The sequence below is a fragment of the Sphingobium chungangianum genome, assembly GCF_977014255.1.
Map to the genome: position 1 here is coordinate 2828574 of NZ_CDRNIV010000006.1, position 15984 is coordinate 2844557.

17 protein-coding genes are annotated in these 15984 nt (G+C 63.4%); 10 read left to right on the forward strand and 7 right to left on the reverse strand.

Annotated elements, in window-relative coordinates; genetic code table 11:
- Positions 1-57 precede the first annotated feature (57 nt).
- A complete protein-coding gene (gene sciP / locus ACWNC0_RS21025) occupies positions 58-357 on the forward strand; it encodes a CtrA inhibitor SciP (RefSeq protein WP_097092542.1) in 300 nt (99 codons plus the stop codon).
- 210 nt (positions 358-567) lie between these two features.
- The gene (locus tag ACWNC0_RS21030) at positions 568-822 is read left to right on the forward strand and encodes a GlsB/YeaQ/YmgE family stress response membrane protein (protein ID WP_449474394.1); all 255 of its coding nucleotides are present in this window, start codon (positions 568-570) and stop codon (positions 820-822) included.
- 67 nt (positions 823-889) lie between these two features.
- On the opposite strand, the gene ACWNC0_RS21035 is transcribed toward ACWNC0_RS21030, so the two are convergent.
- Positions 890-1138, reverse strand: coding sequence for a GlsB/YeaQ/YmgE family stress response membrane protein (locus tag ACWNC0_RS21035; protein ID WP_449474395.1), 249 nt, complete (start codon positions 1136-1138; stop codon positions 890-892).
- 175 nt (positions 1139-1313) lie between these two features.
- Here ACWNC0_RS21035 and ACWNC0_RS21040 point away from each other — a divergent pair, with 175 nt between their 5' ends.
- The 4 genes from ACWNC0_RS21040 to ACWNC0_RS21055 all read left to right on the forward strand — a co-directional run bounded on the left by ACWNC0_RS21040 (position 1314) and on the right by ACWNC0_RS21055 (position 8184).
- Positions 1314-2483, forward strand: a complete 1170-nt coding sequence (locus ACWNC0_RS21040; RefSeq protein ID WP_449474396.1) for an efflux RND transporter periplasmic adaptor subunit — start codon at positions 1314-1316, stop codon at positions 2481-2483.
- Positions 2484-2507: 24 nt separating this feature from the next.
- Positions 2508-5669 carry an efflux RND transporter permease subunit gene (locus ACWNC0_RS21045; RefSeq protein WP_449474397.1) on the forward strand — a complete coding sequence of 1054 codons (3162 nt, stop codon included), beginning with the start codon at positions 2508-2510 and terminating at the stop codon, positions 5667-5669.
- A gap of 67 nt (positions 5670-5736) precedes the next feature.
- On the forward strand, positions 5737-7002 hold the full coding sequence (locus ACWNC0_RS21050) for a DUF445 domain-containing protein (protein WP_449474693.1): 1266 nt from the start codon (positions 5737-5739) through the stop codon (positions 7000-7002).
- 99 nt (positions 7003-7101) lie between these two features.
- Positions 7102-8184, forward strand: coding sequence for an alkene reductase (locus ACWNC0_RS21055; protein WP_449474398.1), 1083 nt, complete (start codon positions 7102-7104; stop codon positions 8182-8184).
- Between the two features lie 125 nt (positions 8185-8309).
- Here ACWNC0_RS21055 and ribH read toward each other — a convergent pair whose 3' ends face one another.
- The 6 genes from ribH to ACWNC0_RS21085 form a co-directional block, all read right to left on the reverse strand.
- Positions 8310-8732, reverse strand: a complete 423-nt coding sequence (gene ribH, locus ACWNC0_RS21060) for a 6,7-dimethyl-8-ribityllumazine synthase (RefSeq protein WP_196224790.1) — start codon at positions 8730-8732, stop codon at positions 8310-8312.
- Positions 8733-8748: 16 nt separating this feature from the next.
- The gene (gene ribB, locus ACWNC0_RS21065; protein ID WP_449474399.1) at positions 8749-10032 is read right to left on the reverse strand and encodes a 3,4-dihydroxy-2-butanone-4-phosphate synthase; all 1284 of its coding nucleotides are present in this window, start codon (positions 10030-10032) and stop codon (positions 8749-8751) included.
- A 73-nt stretch (positions 10033-10105) separates the two neighbouring features.
- Complete coding sequence (locus ACWNC0_RS21070; protein WP_449474400.1) at positions 10106-10717, reverse strand: riboflavin synthase; 612 nt, start codon at positions 10715-10717, stop codon at positions 10106-10108.
- A 32-nt stretch (positions 10718-10749) separates the two neighbouring features.
- A complete protein-coding gene (gene ribD / locus ACWNC0_RS21075) occupies positions 10750-11733 on the reverse strand; it encodes a bifunctional diaminohydroxyphosphoribosylaminopyrimidine deaminase/5-amino-6-(5-phosphoribosylamino)uracil reductase RibD (RefSeq protein WP_449474401.1) in 984 nt (327 codons plus the stop codon).
- 8 nt (positions 11734-11741) lie between these two features.
- The gene (locus ACWNC0_RS21080) at positions 11742-12254 is read right to left on the reverse strand and encodes a hypothetical protein (protein ID WP_449474402.1); all 513 of its coding nucleotides are present in this window, start codon (positions 12252-12254) and stop codon (positions 11742-11744) included.
- A gap of 8 nt (positions 12255-12262) precedes the next feature.
- Positions 12263-12952 carry an energy transducer TonB gene (locus tag ACWNC0_RS21085; protein WP_449474403.1) on the reverse strand — a complete coding sequence of 230 codons (690 nt, stop codon included), beginning with the start codon at positions 12950-12952 and terminating at the stop codon, positions 12263-12265.
- Between the two features lie 144 nt (positions 12953-13096).
- Between ACWNC0_RS21085 and ACWNC0_RS21090 the strand changes: the two genes are divergently transcribed.
- The 4 genes from ACWNC0_RS21090 (at position 13097) to ACWNC0_RS21105 (ending at position 15961) form a co-directional block, all read left to right on the forward strand.
- Positions 13097-13762: a COQ9 family protein gene (locus ACWNC0_RS21090; RefSeq protein ID WP_449474404.1), complete on the forward strand. Its 666-nt coding sequence runs from the start codon at positions 13097-13099 to the stop codon at positions 13760-13762.
- An 87-nt stretch (positions 13763-13849) separates the two neighbouring features.
- A complete protein-coding gene (locus ACWNC0_RS21095) occupies positions 13850-14104 on the forward strand; it encodes a FeoA family protein (protein ID WP_449474405.1) in 255 nt (84 codons plus the stop codon).
- Positions 14101-15765 (forward strand): ferrous iron transporter B, encoded by a 1665-nt coding sequence (gene feoB / locus ACWNC0_RS21100; protein WP_449474406.1) that lies wholly within the window; start codon positions 14101-14103, stop codon positions 15763-15765. Before ACWNC0_RS21095 ends, feoB begins: the two co-directional genes overlap by 4 nt.
- A complete protein-coding gene (locus ACWNC0_RS21105; protein WP_449474407.1) occupies positions 15719-15961 on the forward strand; it encodes a hypothetical protein in 243 nt (80 codons plus the stop codon). Before feoB ends, ACWNC0_RS21105 begins: the two co-directional genes overlap by 47 nt.
- Positions 15962-15984: the final 23 nt, after the last annotated feature.

A 15984-nucleotide genomic window follows, 5' to 3' on the forward strand; every position in this document is an offset into this window, starting at 1 on the left:
CATACCGGTTGCCGCTGCTGAATTCGGCAACGCCAGTGCCGCTTTTTGAGGGTGAGAATGATAGAAAATCAAAAAATCCGACCTGCTCAGGTCGTCGGGCCGCTCGGGGAACCCTTGACTCTGGAGAGCTTGCCTCCCGCGAATACGACGCGTTGGGTCGTCCGTCGCAAGGCTGAGGTGGTCGCCGCCGTCAACGGTGGTTTGTTGACCGTCGATGAAGCCTGCGCGCGCTATTCGTTGACGCTTGAGGAATTTGCAGGCTGGCAGCGCGCTGTCGATCGGTCGGGCATGCACGGCCTGCGTGTTACGCGGATCCAATATTACAAGTCGCTCTACGAACGGCAGCAGAAATACTGATCCTCCGTGTCCGGCTCAACGCCGGGCAGCGAAGGATGCAGGCACATCAAGGGCCGCCGGATGCAAATCCGGCGGCCCTTTCACTTGGATCGCGCACCGATTCACCGGCCATTGTCAAGCCAGAAACATTTCCCAGGGAACGCGAAGCCGACTTCGCCGTTAAATACATCAGCCAACCCGCTGGGGGCGGTGGTCCAAGGAGAGTGTGAAATGGGTATCATTTTGTGGCTTGTTGTCGGCGGCATCATCGGCTGGCTTGCCAGCATGGTCATGCGCACCGATGCGCAGCAGGGCATCCTTCTAAACATCGTGGTGGGCATAGTCGGCGCCTTTATCGGCGGCCTGATTTTCAGTGGCGGTTCGATCAATGAGGGTCTGACGCTGTACAGCTTCCTCGTGTCCCTCGTGGGTGCGATCGTGCTGCTTGCCATCGTCAACCTGGTCCGTCGCGGATCAATGCGTTAACCACCCCGGAAGCTAGGCTGGCGGGTATGAAGGGCTGCGTTTCGACGCGGCCCTTTTCGCCGTTCGTTCAGCCGCGCCCCGCAAACCAGCGATAGATGGCCAGAACGGCTATCGAGCCCAATACGGCCGCAAGAAAGCTCGCCTGTTCGTCCGCTTCATAGACACCCAATAATCGACCGACATAAGCGGCGAATAATGCCCCCGCTATTCCCAGCAGGATCGTAACCACGCATCCACCGGGATTTCTGCCCGGCGTCACAAACCGGGCAATCGCTCCTGCGAACAGGCCGACGATGATCCAACCTAGTAATTCCATCCTAGCCTCCCATCCACTTCATGCCGCATAGCGCCACAGGCGCATGAATTTGGCAAGCAAAGGCGGCCAGCCCGCGTTGCTCCGCCGTTGCGCAAAGTGTATTGAGGGTTGAGCCGGGTGATGTATTCATATAACACAGCGCCGGTCGGCCCGTCGGCCGAATGATGGAATCAGGATGAATTACGAAACTCAGGTGGCCGGAGATGTTCCGGCGCGCGTCTTTGGCGAAGAACCGCGCCCTTCAAGGCGGCGGGCGCTGACGATTGGCGCGGTGATTGCGATCATCCTGATTGCCGTTGCAGCCTGGATCAGCATGCATGGCAAGAAAGGGGATGGGGCAGCCCCTGCGGAAGACGCGCCGGTCGTCACCGTCCTCGTGCCAGGCCGGTCCGTCGTGGCCCGCACCGTCAGCGGCACGGGATCACTGGCCGCGCGTGTCGAAATGCCTGTCGGCGTCGTTGGCGAGGGCGGGCAGGTGACGCGCGTGCTGGTGCAACCGGGCGATTGGGTTCGCGCCGGGCAGGTGCTTGCGGTGATCGAGCGGTCGGTACAGGCGGAGCAGGTTCGTTCGCTTGCCGCACAGGTAGAGGTAAATCGCGCCGATGCGAAGCTGGCTCAGGCGCAGCTCGACCGTGCCCAGGCCCTTGTGAAGCGCGGCTTCATCAGCCGGGCCGATATCGATCAGCGCACAGCCACGCGTGATGCCGCCAACGCCCGAGTGAATGTCGCGGTTGCACAATTGGCCGAACAGCGTGCCCGGACGGGACGGCTTGATATTCGCGCCCCTGCATCCGGGCTGATCCTGACCCGCGATGTCGAACCCGGTCAGATTGTCGGTTCGGGCAGCGGCGTGCTTTTCCGCATGGCCAAGGATGGCGAGATGGAACTTCTGGCCCAACTGAGCGAGAGCGATCTCGCCACGTTGCGGCCGGGAAACAGCGCGACGGTCACCCCTGTCGGTGGCCAGACGGAATTCACCGGACGCATTTGGCAGGTTTCTCCGGTCGTCGATCCACAGACGCGGCAGGGCATCGCGCGCATCTCCATACCCTATAACAAGGCGATCCGCCCCGGCGGATTTGCCGCTGCCCGCATCGTCAGCGGCACGGCAACGGCCCCGCTGCTGCCGGAGTCCGCCGTGCAGACCGATGCCAAGGGACAGTTTGTCTACATCGTCAACGCGCGGGACGAGACCGAACGGCGCGGCGTCGAGGTCGGACAGGTCTCCCCGAAGGGCGTTGCGGTTACGCGAGGCCTGAATGGCAGCGAGCGCATTGTCGCGTCGGCAGGCGCCTTTCTGCGGCCCGGGCAGAAGGTGCGGCCGCAAATTCAAAAGGCCGGGTAAGCCCGCGCAGGCGAGGAAGCCGTCATGAGTTTTCGTAATATGTCGGCCTGGGCCATCCGCAACCCGGTGTCCCCGCTCGTGCTGTTCGTCGCCCTGCTTCTCGCGGGAATGGTCAGCTTTGGCCGCATGGACATCAACCAGCAGCCCGACGTCACCTTCCCCATCGCTCAAGTGCTGGTATTGCAGCCAGGTGCCGCGCCGCCGGAACTGGAAACCCAGGTAACGCAGCGTGTCGAGGCCGCCGTGCGCGGCATCAGCGGCGTTGACGAGATCACCTCGACCGTCTCCGAAGGCAATTCGATGACGATCGTGCAGTTCCAGATCGGAACGCCGATCGATCGGGGCGTCGCCGACGTCAAGAACGCTGTCGACCAGATCCGTAGCGAACTGCCAGAAGGCATATTGGAACCGCAGGTGACGCGGCTCGATGCCGATCGTCCGATCGCCTATTTCAGTGCCGAAGCGACCGACATGACGCTGGAACAATTGTCATGGTATGTCGATAATACTGTCGCCAAACGTCTGCTTGCCGTGCCGGGCATGGCGGCGGTCAGGCGTGGTGGCGGCGTCACCCGCGAAATTCGCGTCATCCTCGACCCCGCCAAGCTGCAGTCGCACGGCGTCACGGCTGCGCAAGTCAATCAGCAGTTACAACAGGTCAACCTGAACGCGGCGGGCGGCCGCACCGAAATCGCGGGAGCCGAGCAGGCGATCCGCGTGCTCGGCAATGCGCAGGACGCCTATGCTCTGGGCCAGACCCAGATCGCCATCTCCGGCGGCCGCACCGTCAAGCTGTCCGACCTTGCCGATGTGCGCGACATGTATGGCGAACAACGGTCGCTTTCGCTGATGAATGACATGCAGGTGACGAGCTTCAGCCTGGAAAAGGCGAAGGGGTCATCCGACGTCACCGTGTTCGACAATGCGATCAAGGTGCTGGACCAGCTTAAGAAAGAAAATCCGAAGATCCGTTACAAGGAACTCTTCAACAGCGTCGATTATACCAAGAGCCAATATCATGCGGCGATGCAGTCCATGATCGAAGGCGCGGTGCTGGCGGTCGTCGTCGTGTTCCTGTTCCTGCGCGACTGGCGCGCGACGATTATCGCCGCCACGGCAATCCCGCTGTCAGCCATCCCGACATTCTGGTTCATGGACATGATGGGCTTCACGCTCAACGTGACCTCCTTGCTGGCGCTCAGCCTGGTCGCGGGCGTGCTGGTCGATGATGCCATCGTGGAGATCGAAAATATCGTGCGCCACATGCGCATGGGCAAGACAGCCTATCAGGCATCGATCGACGCGGCCGACGAGATTGGCCTGGCAGTGCTGGCGACGACAATGGCTATTGTCGCCGTATTCCTGCCAGTTGCGCTGATGCCCGGCGTTTCGGGCCAGTTCTTCATCCAGTTCGGCATGACCGTCGTGGTCGCGGTGCTGCTCAGCCTGGCTGTCGCCCGCCTCATCACGCCCATGGTCGCGGCCTATTTCCTCAAGGCGCACGGCCAGGAAAGCCATGGCGAGGGCTGGCTGATGGACGTCTATATGCGTGTGCTGCACTGGTCGCTCGATGAAAGCCGGGCCAAAGCCTATCGCGCATCAGGCGCCCGCCCCCGCTTTGCGGCCTGGCTGCGCGACCACCGCATCTGGACCGTCGGCATCGGGGGGCTGGCCTTCATCGCCACGCTGCTCGCCTTCGGGACGCTGCCAATGGCATTCCAGCCATCGATGAACACCGATTACAGCCAGGTGAAGATCGAAACCGTGCCCGGCAGCACGCTACAGCAAACCACCGCAGTCGCCCGGCGCGTTGCGGACATGTTGACCGCCGACACCAAGTTCGTCAACGCGGCCTTCGCCGACATCCAACCGACCAGCGCCAACATCTATCTTACACTGAAGAAGGACCGGCCTGCTTCCTCGGTCGAGTGGGAACGCAGCATGGCGCCCCGCTTCCAGCAAATTCCGGATGCCCGTGTGAACTTCCAGTCGCAAGCGGGTGGAGGCATGGGCCGTGACGTTACGATCATGCTCGGCAGCGACAATGCCGCGCTGCTGGATCGTGTCGCTAACAAGCTGGTTTCCGAAATGAGCGGCGTGAAGGAAGTCCGGTCGCCCCGGGTCCAGGGCGACATGAATAGGCCCGAGATCATCATCAAACCCAGATTCGACCTGGCCGCGAGCCTGGGGGTCACCACCGCCGCGCTCAGCCAGACCATTCGCGTGGCCACGATCGGCGACATTGACCAGAATACGGCCAAATTCTCGCTATCGGATCGCCAGATTCCCATCCGCGTGGCCGTGGCCGAGGACAGCCGCAGCGACATCGCGACGATCGAGAACATGCCCGTGCCGACCGTCAGCGGCGGTTCGGTTCCGTTGAAGGTGGTCGCCGATATCGAATTCGGTGCCGGGCCGACGCAAATCCGTCGCTATAACCAAATCCGCCGGATCGTCGTCGATGCCGACTTCGCACCCGGCATCGTCAGCAGTCAGGCCATGAAGAAGATCAACGCGCTGCCCACGATGAAGGAAATCAGTGAAGGCCGTATCCCGGGCATTCAGAAGATCAACACCGGCGAATCGAAGTGGCAGGCAGAAATGCTCAAGAACTTCACGGTTGCGGTCATTTCCGGCATCCTGCTCGTGCTGGCGGTGCTGACACTGCTTTACAAGCGATTGATGCCGCCGTTCGTCAATCTGGGATCGTTGCTGCTGGCGCCGCTCGGCGGGGCATTGGCGCTGCATCTTACCGGGCACCCTATCTCCATGCCGGTGATGATCGGCATCTTGATGCTGCTCGGGATCGTCGCGAAGAACTCCATTCTGGTGATCGACTTCGCGCTGGAGGAAATCCAGAAGGGCGTGCCCCGGTTCGACGCGATCATCGATGCGGGGCACAAGCGCGCACAGCCGATCGTCATGACCACCGTCGCGATGGTTGCGGGCATGGTGCCCACCGCCATCTCGCTGGGCGGCGACAGCGCATGGCGCGCGCCCATGGGCATCACAGTGATCGGCGGTTTGCTGCTGTCCACGCTCCTCACCCTTGTGATCGTGCCCGCGACATTCAGTCTGGCGCTACAGATCGAAGGATGGGCGGGTCCGCGCCTCAGCCGCCGTCTGCTCACATACAAGCCGGGGGACGATGCAAAGCATGAGGGAAATGCACAACCGGCGGAATGATGGCAGTCGGCTCGCCTGAAAGAAGCGCATGGCTGAACGAAACGGCGGCGTAACCGTTGGACGGACGATGAAGCAGCTTCCCGTTCCCCCGACCGTCGCCGACGTGCCTGTCCGGCCGCCGCGCGACATGCGGGTGGTTGCGACGGGCATGTTGATCGCGATGGCGGTACTGTTCCTCGCTGCGCGATCTACCGTCCATCTGCATCCAGCTATCGGTTTCGTTCAGGCATTTGCGGAAGCCGCGATGGTGGGCGGCCTTGCCGACTGGTTCGCCGTCACCGCGCTGTTCCGGCATCCGCTGGGCCTGCCCATCCCGCACACGGCGATCATCCCGCGCAACAAGGACCGGATCGGCGATACGTTAGCCTTCTTCCTGCGCGACAATTTCCTGACCCCCGCCGTTGTTGCGCGCAGGATGCAGCGGCTGGACGTCGCCGCCGCCGCAGGACGCTTCCTCGCTAGCCCGTCAGGCGGCGATGGGCGCTTGCGCGAAGGGGCGTCCCGGCTGGTGGCGGACATGCTGGAGGCGCTGGATCAGGAGCGGCTTGGCGGCATGGTCAAGGGTGCGATCGCCCAAAGGCTGCGGGGCATGAATATCGCGCCGCTGATCGGTCAGGCGATCGAGGCGGCAATGCGCGATGGCCGCCATGCGCCTGTGATGGACGGCATTATCCATTGGGCCGATCGCACGCTGGAGGCCAATGACCACCTTATCCGCCAGATGGTGCATGACCGGGCGGGCAAGGTTCTGCGCTGGACGGGCCTGGATGAAAATCTGTCCAACGCCATCATCGACGGGTTGCGGCGCCTGCTCGTCGAGATGGCGGCCGATCCGCAACATAGCCTACGCCTCAAGGCCGAAGAGGGCATGGCGAAGCTGGCAAGCGACCTGCAATTCGATGCCGCCATGCAGGAACGCGTGGCCCGCCTCCGCGACGAGATCGTGGAAAATCCCGCAATGCAGCGTTGGATAGACGGCCTTTGGGAACAGGCACGATCCGGCCTGCTGCGCGCCGTCCGCGATCCGGGCAAGGCGATGGCGGGGCGGCTGGGCGAAGCGCTGCGCCAACTGGGCACCACGCTTCAGGACGATGCCCGCCTTCGCCTGCTGATCAACCGCTTCGTGCGGCGCGCGGCTGTCGGCGCGACGGCCGCCTATGGCGATTCCATCGTGAAGCTGGTGAGCGAAACCGTGCGCGGCTGGGACGCGGGAACCGTGACCAGCCGCCTCGAAAGCGCTGTCGGCCGCGACCTTCAATATATCCGGATCAACGGTACTTTGGTCGGTGGCCTTGTAGGATTGGCCATTCATGCGGTCGACACACTGTTTTGACATCTTGCCGCGAACAGGCTTGAAAGCCTGATCACCGATCCCTAGCTGGCGTCGGCAAGCTTATGCGTTGCAAATTGCAACCGTAATAAGGGGATTTTCATGACCAGCCTCTTCGATCCTGTTCAGTTGGGCGCCATCAAGGCCCGTAATCGCATATTGATGGCGCCGCTCACCCGCGCCCGCGCCAGCCGCGATCATGTGCCGACGCCGATCATGGCCGACTATTATCGCCAGCGCGCTTCGGCCGGCCTGATCATCAGCGAAGGCATAGGCGTGTCGCGTCAGGGACTAGGCTGGCCCTTCGCGCCGGGCATCTGGACGGCCGAGCAGACGGAGGCCTGGAAGCCGATTACCCAGGCCGTGCATGAAGTCGGCGGCCGTATCTTCGCGCAGCTTTGGCACATGGGGCGCCTCGTCCATTCCAGCGTCAGCGGGCAGCCGCCGGTATCTTCGAGTCCGATTGCCGCGCCCGGCCATGCCCATAGCTATGAGGGCAACAAGCCTTATGAACAGCCCCGCGCGTTGGACGCAGAGGAAATCCCGGCCCTGATCGCCACTTATGTCACAGCTGCGCGCAATGCGCGGGAAGCGGGATTTGACGGCGTTCAGGTTCACGCCGCCAACGGCTATCTACTCGACGAATTCCTTCGCGACGGCGTCAACCAGCGGCAGGACATCTATGGCGGCAGCCCCGAAAACCGTGTCAGGCTGCTGCGCGAGATCACGCAGGCCGTAGCGGACGCCGTTGGCGCCGACCGCACGGCGGTGCGGATTTCGATCAATGGCGCCTCGCAGGGGACGGACGACAGTGATCCCGCGAGCCTTGCCATCGCCATTGCCAAGGTGCTTGCCCCGATCGGCATCGCCTTTCTGGAGATGCGCGAGCTGCGTCCGGACGGCAGCCGAGGCGCGAGCGACGTTCCGCGTCAGTCGCCGCTCGTCCGCCGTCATTTCAGCGGCCCGCTCGTCCTGAACAGTGATTATGACGCGGGGCGGGCGCAGGAGGATCTAGACAGCGGCCTTGCCCAGGCGATCAGCTTTGGCCGTCCGTTCATAGCCAATCCGGATCTGCCGGATCGCCTGTCGCTAGGGGCTCCGCTGAACCCCTTGAGCACCGATACGCTCTACACGCAGGGCCGCGAGGGCTATGTGGATTATCCGGTTCTCGCCAAGGCGGGCTGAACCTTATGGAGAAAGGGCCGCTCCGATGACGGTCGGCCCTTTCTCCTTAAAAAAGAAGTAGAACCCTTCGACAAGCTCAGGGCGAACGGGATTAAGAGGCGATGCTCTTTTAAAGCCCGAAGCGCCTAGGCGCCGAATTTCTCGCGCAGGCCCAGCATGGCGATCGCGGCTTTGGCCGCTTCGCCGCCCTTGTCCTTCTCATCCGGCTTGGCGCGGGTCAGCGCCTGCGCCTCATTCTCGACGGTCAGGATGCCATTGCCGATGGGAATGCCGTCCATGCTGAGCGCCATAAGGCCCCGCGCGCTTTCGTTCGACACCACTTCGAAATGATAGGTTTCGCCGCGGATCACCACGCCGATCGCCACGAAACCGTCATAGCGTCCGGACTCCGCCGCCAGCGCAACCGCGCCGGGGATTTCCAGCGCGCCGGGCACCGTCACCACTTCATATTTATGCCCTTCCGCCTCCAGCGCGGCCACCGCGCCTTCGATCAGAAGGTCATTGAGATGTTCGTAGAAGCGGGCTTCAACGATCAGGAATTTCGCCACGGCCGATATCCTTTTTTTATAGCTCGACGGGTCGATGCCCAACCACGGCAAGGTCATAGCCGTCAAGCGCGATGAGGCTGTGGCTGGAATTGGTGAGCAGGATCATGTCGTGCACGCCGAGTTCAGCGAGGATTTGCGCCCCTACGCCATAGTCGCGCAATTCGTCCATGCCGCTGCCAGGCTGGCCAGCATGATGGCGCAGGATGCGAGTCAGGAAATCGGCCGGCGAATTGCTGGTCAGGACGACGATGAGGCCCGCGCCTTCCTTGGCGATGATCTCCATCGACTTGCGCAGGATTTCGCAGCGGGGGCCGCTGGCGCCGTAGACATCGTCGAGCAGCGAAAGCTGATGCACGCGCACCAGCGTCGGTTCGTCGGGCGAAACATGGCCCTTTTGCAGCACCAGCTGTTCGCTTTGCGTCGCCTTGTTATAGAAGCTGATCGCCTTCCAATCGCCGCCCCACTTGCTGTTGAAGACCGTTTCGGCGCGCCGTTCGACCATATGGTCATGACGGCGGCGATAGGCGATGAGGTCGCGGATCGTGCCGATCTTCATCTTGTGCTTCTGCGCGAAAGGGATGAGGTCGTCGAGGCGCGCCATGGTGCCATCGTCTTTCATCACTTCGCAGATCACGCCCGACGGGTTGAGCCCGGCGAGACGCGCCACATCGACAGCCGCCTCGGTATGGCCGGTGCGCACGAGCACGCCGCCATCCTTGGCCACGAGGGGGAAGACGTGGCCGGGGGTCACGATGTCATCGCGGCCCTTGGAGCCGTCGATCGCCACGGAAATGGTGCGCGCGCGGTCGGCGGCGCTGATGCCGGTGGTTACGCCCTCGCGCGCCTCGATCGACACGGTGAAGGCAGTTTCATGCCGCGTGCCGTTGTTGCGGCTCATAAGGTCGATGCCCAGATGATCGACCCGATCCTTGGTCATCGCGAGACAGATGAGGCCCCGGCCATGCGTCGCCATGAAGTTGATCGCATCGGGTGTCGCCATCTGCGCCGGGATCACCAGATCGCCTTCATTTTCGCGGTCTTCATCATCGACCAGGATGAACATGCGGCCGTTGCGCGCTTCGTTGATGATTTCTTCCGGGGAGGCAAGCGCAGTGCCACCCTCGCGCCGCGCCAGATAATTTTCGAGCTTGCCCAGCGTTTCGGCGGTCGGGTTCCAGTCCGTTTCGCCCAGTTTCCGCAGGGAATTGGCATGAAGGCCCGCAGCGCGCGCAAGGCCCGACCGGGACATGCCACCTTCGTTGACTAGCGTGCGAATGGTATCGATAAGCGCGGAAGACATGACTGCGACTCCTTGACCAGATCGGCCTCGGGACGCAGTTATCACATCATAGTGTGATCATTTCAAGCGCGAATCACATCGATCCGCGAAGGCTCTGCATGCGGTCGAGATAACGGGCCAGCACGTCGATCTCCAGATTGAACCTCCGGCCGGTCGCCAGATCGTCCAGCGTCGTAGCCGCAGCCGTATGCGGAATGATGTTCAGACCGAACTGAACGGACCCGTCCGGCTGATCCTCAACGCTGTTAACGGTCAGAGAGATGCCATCGACCGTGATAGATCCTTTTGCGGCAAGCGCGGACGCCAGCGCCGGGGGCGCGGCGATCACCAGCCGGGTAGAATCCCCTTCCGGCGTGATCGACACCAATGTGCCCACGCCATCGACATGGCCGGTCACGATATGCCCGCCCAGTTCATCCCCAACCTTGAGCGCGCGTTCAAGGTTCAGCCTGCCGCCCTGCTTCCACAGGCCGGGCGCGGTTCGCTCCATCGTTTCGGCTGACAGATCGACGGCGAACCAGTCCGCGCCCTTTTCGACCACGGTCAGGCATGCGCCCGAGCAGGCGATCGACGCCCCGATCGCAACGCCTTCCATGTCATAGGCGGCGCCGATGACGAGGCGCAGGTCTCCGCGCTGCTCGGCGGAGCGGATGGTGCCGATGTCGGTGATGATGCCGGTGAACATGGGTATGCGATCCTGCTGGTTCCGTGACGCTCCTAAGCGCCGCGTCGCCGTTCGTAAACCTCCAGCCGGTCCTCGCCCAGCTGGCGTCCATCGGTCAGGGTCCAGCGCTGGTGCGCCTCGCCAAGATCGGTGAGGCCAATATCACCGATCCCCGCAAGGCCGCCGCCGATGATGATCGGCGCGCGGTAGAGCAGAAGGCGGTCGACCAGATCGGCGCGCAGGAAGGCCGCCGCCGCTGCCGCGCCGCCCTCAACCATCAGATGGTCCACATGATCGAGCGCGGCGATATCCTCCGGCTGCGCGATGGCCTCCCACCCCTTGGGCGCCCGGCCGCGAGTCAGCAGCAGGCGGTGGGGTGAGCGATCCTCCAGTCCCGGTAGCCGGACATCAAGGCGGGGCGCGTCGGCGCGCAAAGTGCCGCCGCCGACCAGGATGGCGTCATGCCGCGCCCGCTCTAGATGTGCATGGGCGCGCGCCGCCTCGCCGGTGATCCAGCGGCTCGACCCGTCCTTGAGCGCGATGCAGCCGTCGAGTGACAGGCCAAGCTTCAAGGTGACGGCCGGGCGGCCCAGCGTCTGCCGCAGGACAAAGCCGCGCATCGCCGCAGCAGCTTCATGCGCCATCAGGCCCATCTCGACCTCTATGCCTCGCGCGCGCAGATGCCCCGCACCTTGGCCATCGGTGCGCGGGTCGGGATCACGCAGCGCGATCACTACGCGCGCGACGCCAGCCCGCGCCATCAGGTCGGCACAGCGCGGCCCACGAGCGGACAGATGGAAGCAGGGCTCCAGCGTCACATAGGCGGTCGCGCCGCGCGACTGATCCTTTGCTTCATCGAGCGCTTGGGCTTCGGCATGAGGTCGGCCACCCTTTTGGGTCCAGCCGCGACCAACCACCGCGCCGTCGCGGACGATCAGGCATCCGACATTGGGATTGGGGGTGGACAGACCGCGACCGCGCTCGGACAGGGCGATGGCCGCTGCCATGAAACGGCGGTCCTCGACGGGGTCGGCCATCGGGAAATTCAATTCTGGCTGGTCTGGGGCGCGGCCTTTTCCGCCGCCTCCGCCTTGGCCAGTCGCGAATCGAGCTGGGCATTGATCTGCTTCAACGCTTCCTTGCGGCGCGCGCTGTTGCGGGCTTCTTCGGTGCGCCAGTCGATGCCGAATGAGTCGGCCCATCCCTGCATCTGCTTCTGCCGCTTCTGCAGTGCCGCCTCGCTCTTCGCCAAGTCGATCTTCTGTTGCAGGATGATCGCCGCGTCCGACCGGCTCGCGTCCCAGCTCTGGACGTAGATGATCTTGTTGCGGGTCGGCATCGTGTTGGTGTTCGCGTCGACCATGAACACCCACATGATCACCCAGGTGATCGCCATCGACAGCCCGAGCAGCGGCCATTTATGCGGCCGATTCTCGCGAAAATAGCTCCACATATCGCCTAGAGCGCTTCTGGGAGAGACCGGACGGGGGAAGATCGCCATCGCCGCTATATAGGATAGGGCGGCGCCGGATGCAAAGCCGGGCCTTGCATCCGGCATGGCGGCATTCAACGGTCGGTCAGCTTGAAATGGACGGTCAGCACCTTGGTGCCGGGCACGGCCACGCCATCCCGAGTCGCGGGGCGGAAGCGCCATTTGCGCATGGCGTGCCGCTGGGTGGCGATCCAGAAGGCCTCGTCCGTGGCGGAGAGCCGTTCGATGGCTGTCACCTTGCCATCTGTGCCGATGCTGACGCGGACGGTGACGGAGCCTTCCATCCCCTGGCGGATCATCGATCCGGGATAGTCGGGCTGGAACGCCGACATGGCGCGCGGGTCGATGCCGGGTTCGACGAGCCGAGGCTCGTATACTGGTTCAAGCGGCGGGAGGGTGATACCCCCGCTCGTGTCAGTACCAGTGTCACCAGCGGGCACGATTGGCCCCGTTCCGCTGTCAGGCAGCTTCACCAGATCATCGGGATTTGTCGGGATCGGGTCGGTCGTCGGACCCACCGGCAGCCTGCTCTCGGGCGGCTGGGGCTGCGCTTCGGGTGGAGGCGGCGGGTCGAGCGGGATCTGCTTGCCGATCAGGATCTGCGGCACATAGGGGGCGATCACCTCCTTGGGTATAAGGATGAAAGCGCCCACCACCAGCGCGTGGACGGCGATGGTCGCTCCGATCGCTACGGGCGATCCGCCCCCACCACTATAGCCAGGCCGCGTCCCGCCGCCAGTTGCATGCATTGCCATTACTGCCATCGCATCCTCCATCCTAGAATCCTCGCGAGCTTCTGCCCGTCACAGACATGATGTTACATCATATCTCATGATATGTTGCAACATCATGTTTTGATCGAAGTCCTGCGCTTGTGTGCAGGCGTGCCGCGCCTTACCATAAGGGGCATGACGACCTTGCCTGAAGACCCGACCCTTGATGAAGTGCGGGCGTTTCTCGCGCCGATCCTGCCCCGCCATGCCGCATTTGACGGCTGGCGCGCCGAAGCGGTCACCATGGCCGCATCGGAAGGCCGGGTGGATGCCGACATCGCGCATCTCGCCTTTTCGGCGGGCGCCATGGACATGATCGATGCCTGGTTCGCCAGCATCGACACGCGCATGCTGGAGGCGCTGACGCCAGAGAAGCTCGTCACCATGTCGATCCGCCAGCGCATCATCGCGCTGGTCACGGCACGGCTGACACTGCTGGCGCGCGACCGGGAAGCCTTGCGCCGCGCGCTCGCTATCATGGCCCTGCCGCAGAACAGCGTTCGCGCAGCTCGCCTGGGCTGGCGATCGGCCGATGTGATGTGGCGCGCGGCTGGCGACAGCGCGACCGACCTCAATCATTATAGCAAGCGCCTGACGCTAGCGGCGGTCTATGCCGCAACGCTGCTGGTGTTCGTGGACGATGAAAGCGAAGATTGGGCGGATAGCCGCGCCTTCCTCGATCGGCGTATCGAAGGGGTGATGCGCTTCGAACGGGCCAAGGCGAGGTGGAAAGGCATAGGCGGCGGTGAGCGGCTGAGCCTTGCTCGCTTCATCGGCAGGCTCCGCTACCCCGCAACCTGACTGCCCACGAAAGGCCGCGATTCCGGCTGGCCTTTTCCTATCTATATTGATAGTCACTCGCAGGTGATCTCAGCGAGTTTTACTTCCTTGCGCCTGTCCGAACTGCCGTTGCGCCAGCCAGCCTATGTGGACCTGATCGACTGGGACGCGCTTTCCGCGTCGGATGGCCAGCGTCTGCGTGAATTCGGTCTGTGCGAAGGCGCGAGCGTCGAAGCGCTGCATCATGGCGGTTTGCTCGGGCGTGGTCCGATCGCCTGCAAGGTCGGGCGCATGACCATTGCGATGCGCCGCAATCATGCGGCCGCGATTACCGTCCGCACGGGTACGGCGGAGGCGGCATGAGTGGCCTGCCACTGGTCGCGCTGGTCGGCAATCCCAATGCCGGCAAGAGCGCCCTGTTCAACGCCCTGACCGGCGCGCGGCAGAAGCTGGGCAACTATCCCGGCGTCACGGTGGAACGTAAGGCAGGCAGGCTGTCGCTTTCCGATGGCCGCCCGCTCGAATTGGTCGACCTGCCCGGCACCTACAGCCTCAATCCCACCAGCCCCGATGAGCAGGTGACCCGCGACGTCGTGCTTGGCAAGCAGCATGGCGAGCGGCTGCCGGACGCGCTCGTCGTGGTCGTCGATGCCTCCAACCTCGACAATCACCTGCGGTTCGCGCTTGAGTTGATCGCCCTTGGCCTGCCGACGGTCGTGGCGCTCAACATGGTGGACCTTGCCACCCGCGACGGGCTGGAACTGGACGCGAATATCCTCTCGCGCGAACTGGGGGTGCCGGTTATCTCGACCGTTGCGGTTCGCAAACGCGGGCTCGACCATCTTCGCACCGAACTGGACGCCTTGTTCGATGGCAGTGCCAAGGTCCGGCCTGCTGCCGCGCCTCTCGACTTCGATGCCCTGCGCAGCGAGGCGCGCAGGATCGCGCGCGCGGCGGTGGTTCGCGAAACGCCCTCGCGCCGCCTGACCGCTGCGGTCGACCGGGTTGCGCTCCACCCCGTTGCAGGTCTGCTGCTGCTGCTCGCGCTGCTCTTCATCATGTTCCAGGCGGTCTATGCCTGGTCCGCAGCGCCGATCGCCATGATCGAGGGGCTGGCCGAAACGGCAAGCAAGATCATCACCAACGCGTTGCCCGATGGCCTGCTACGATCCTTCCTGGTCGATGGCGTCATCAACGGCGTCGGATCGGTGGTCGTCTTCCTGCCGCAGATCCTCATCCTCTTCTTCTTCATCCTGATGCTGGAAGCGACCGGCTATATGGTCCGCGCGGCATTCCTGATGGACGGCCTGATGGCCCGTGTCGGCCTGTCGGGCCGCGCATTCATCCCGCTGCTTTCCTCCTTCGCCTGCGCCGTGCCGGGAATCATGGCGACGCGCACCATCGCCGATCCGAAGGACCGGCTCACGACCATATTGATCGCACCGCTCATGACTTGCTCGGCCCGCTTGCCGGTCTATGCGGTGATCATCGGCGCCTTCATCCCGGCGCGCAACGTGGGGCTGGGCATCGGCCTTCAGGGACTCGTACTCTTCTGCCTCTACATCGCCGGGATCGTCGGCGCGATGCTGGTCGCGCTGATCCTCCGCGCCACCGTCACCAAGGGCGCAAGCGGCAGCTTCCTGATGGAAATGCCGAAATATCAATGGCCGCGCCCGCAGGACATACTGCTTGGATTGTGGCAGCGGGCGGTGATCTTTCTGAAGCGCGCGGGCACCATCATCTTCACATCGACCGTGATTCTGTGGGTGTTGCTCAGCTTCCCCAAGGCGCCGGACAACAGCAGCGTCAGCCAGGTCAATTATTCGGTCGCCGGACGGATCGCCAACGGGCTCAACGTCGTGCTGGAGCCGATCGGCTTTAACCGCGACATTTCCCTCGCGCTTATCCCGGCAATGGCCGCACGGGAAGTAGCGGTGTCGGCACTCGCGACCGTCTATTCGCTCGATGCGGATCAAGATGAAGACCAGGCTGGAACGGAGCCTGGGCGATCGGTTGAAGGATAATTGGCCGCTGCCCACTGCGCTCGCCTTCCTCGCCTGGTTCGTGTTCGCGCCGCAATGCATCTCGACGATCGCCGTGACGAAGCGGGAAACCAACGGCTGGAAATGGCCGCTCTTCATGATCGGCTATCTTTTCGCGCTCGCTTATGTCGCGGCGGGAGTCACTTACTGGACAGCAACAGCCCTCGGTTTAGGGTAGCGTCCGCAGGCCAGCCGACTATA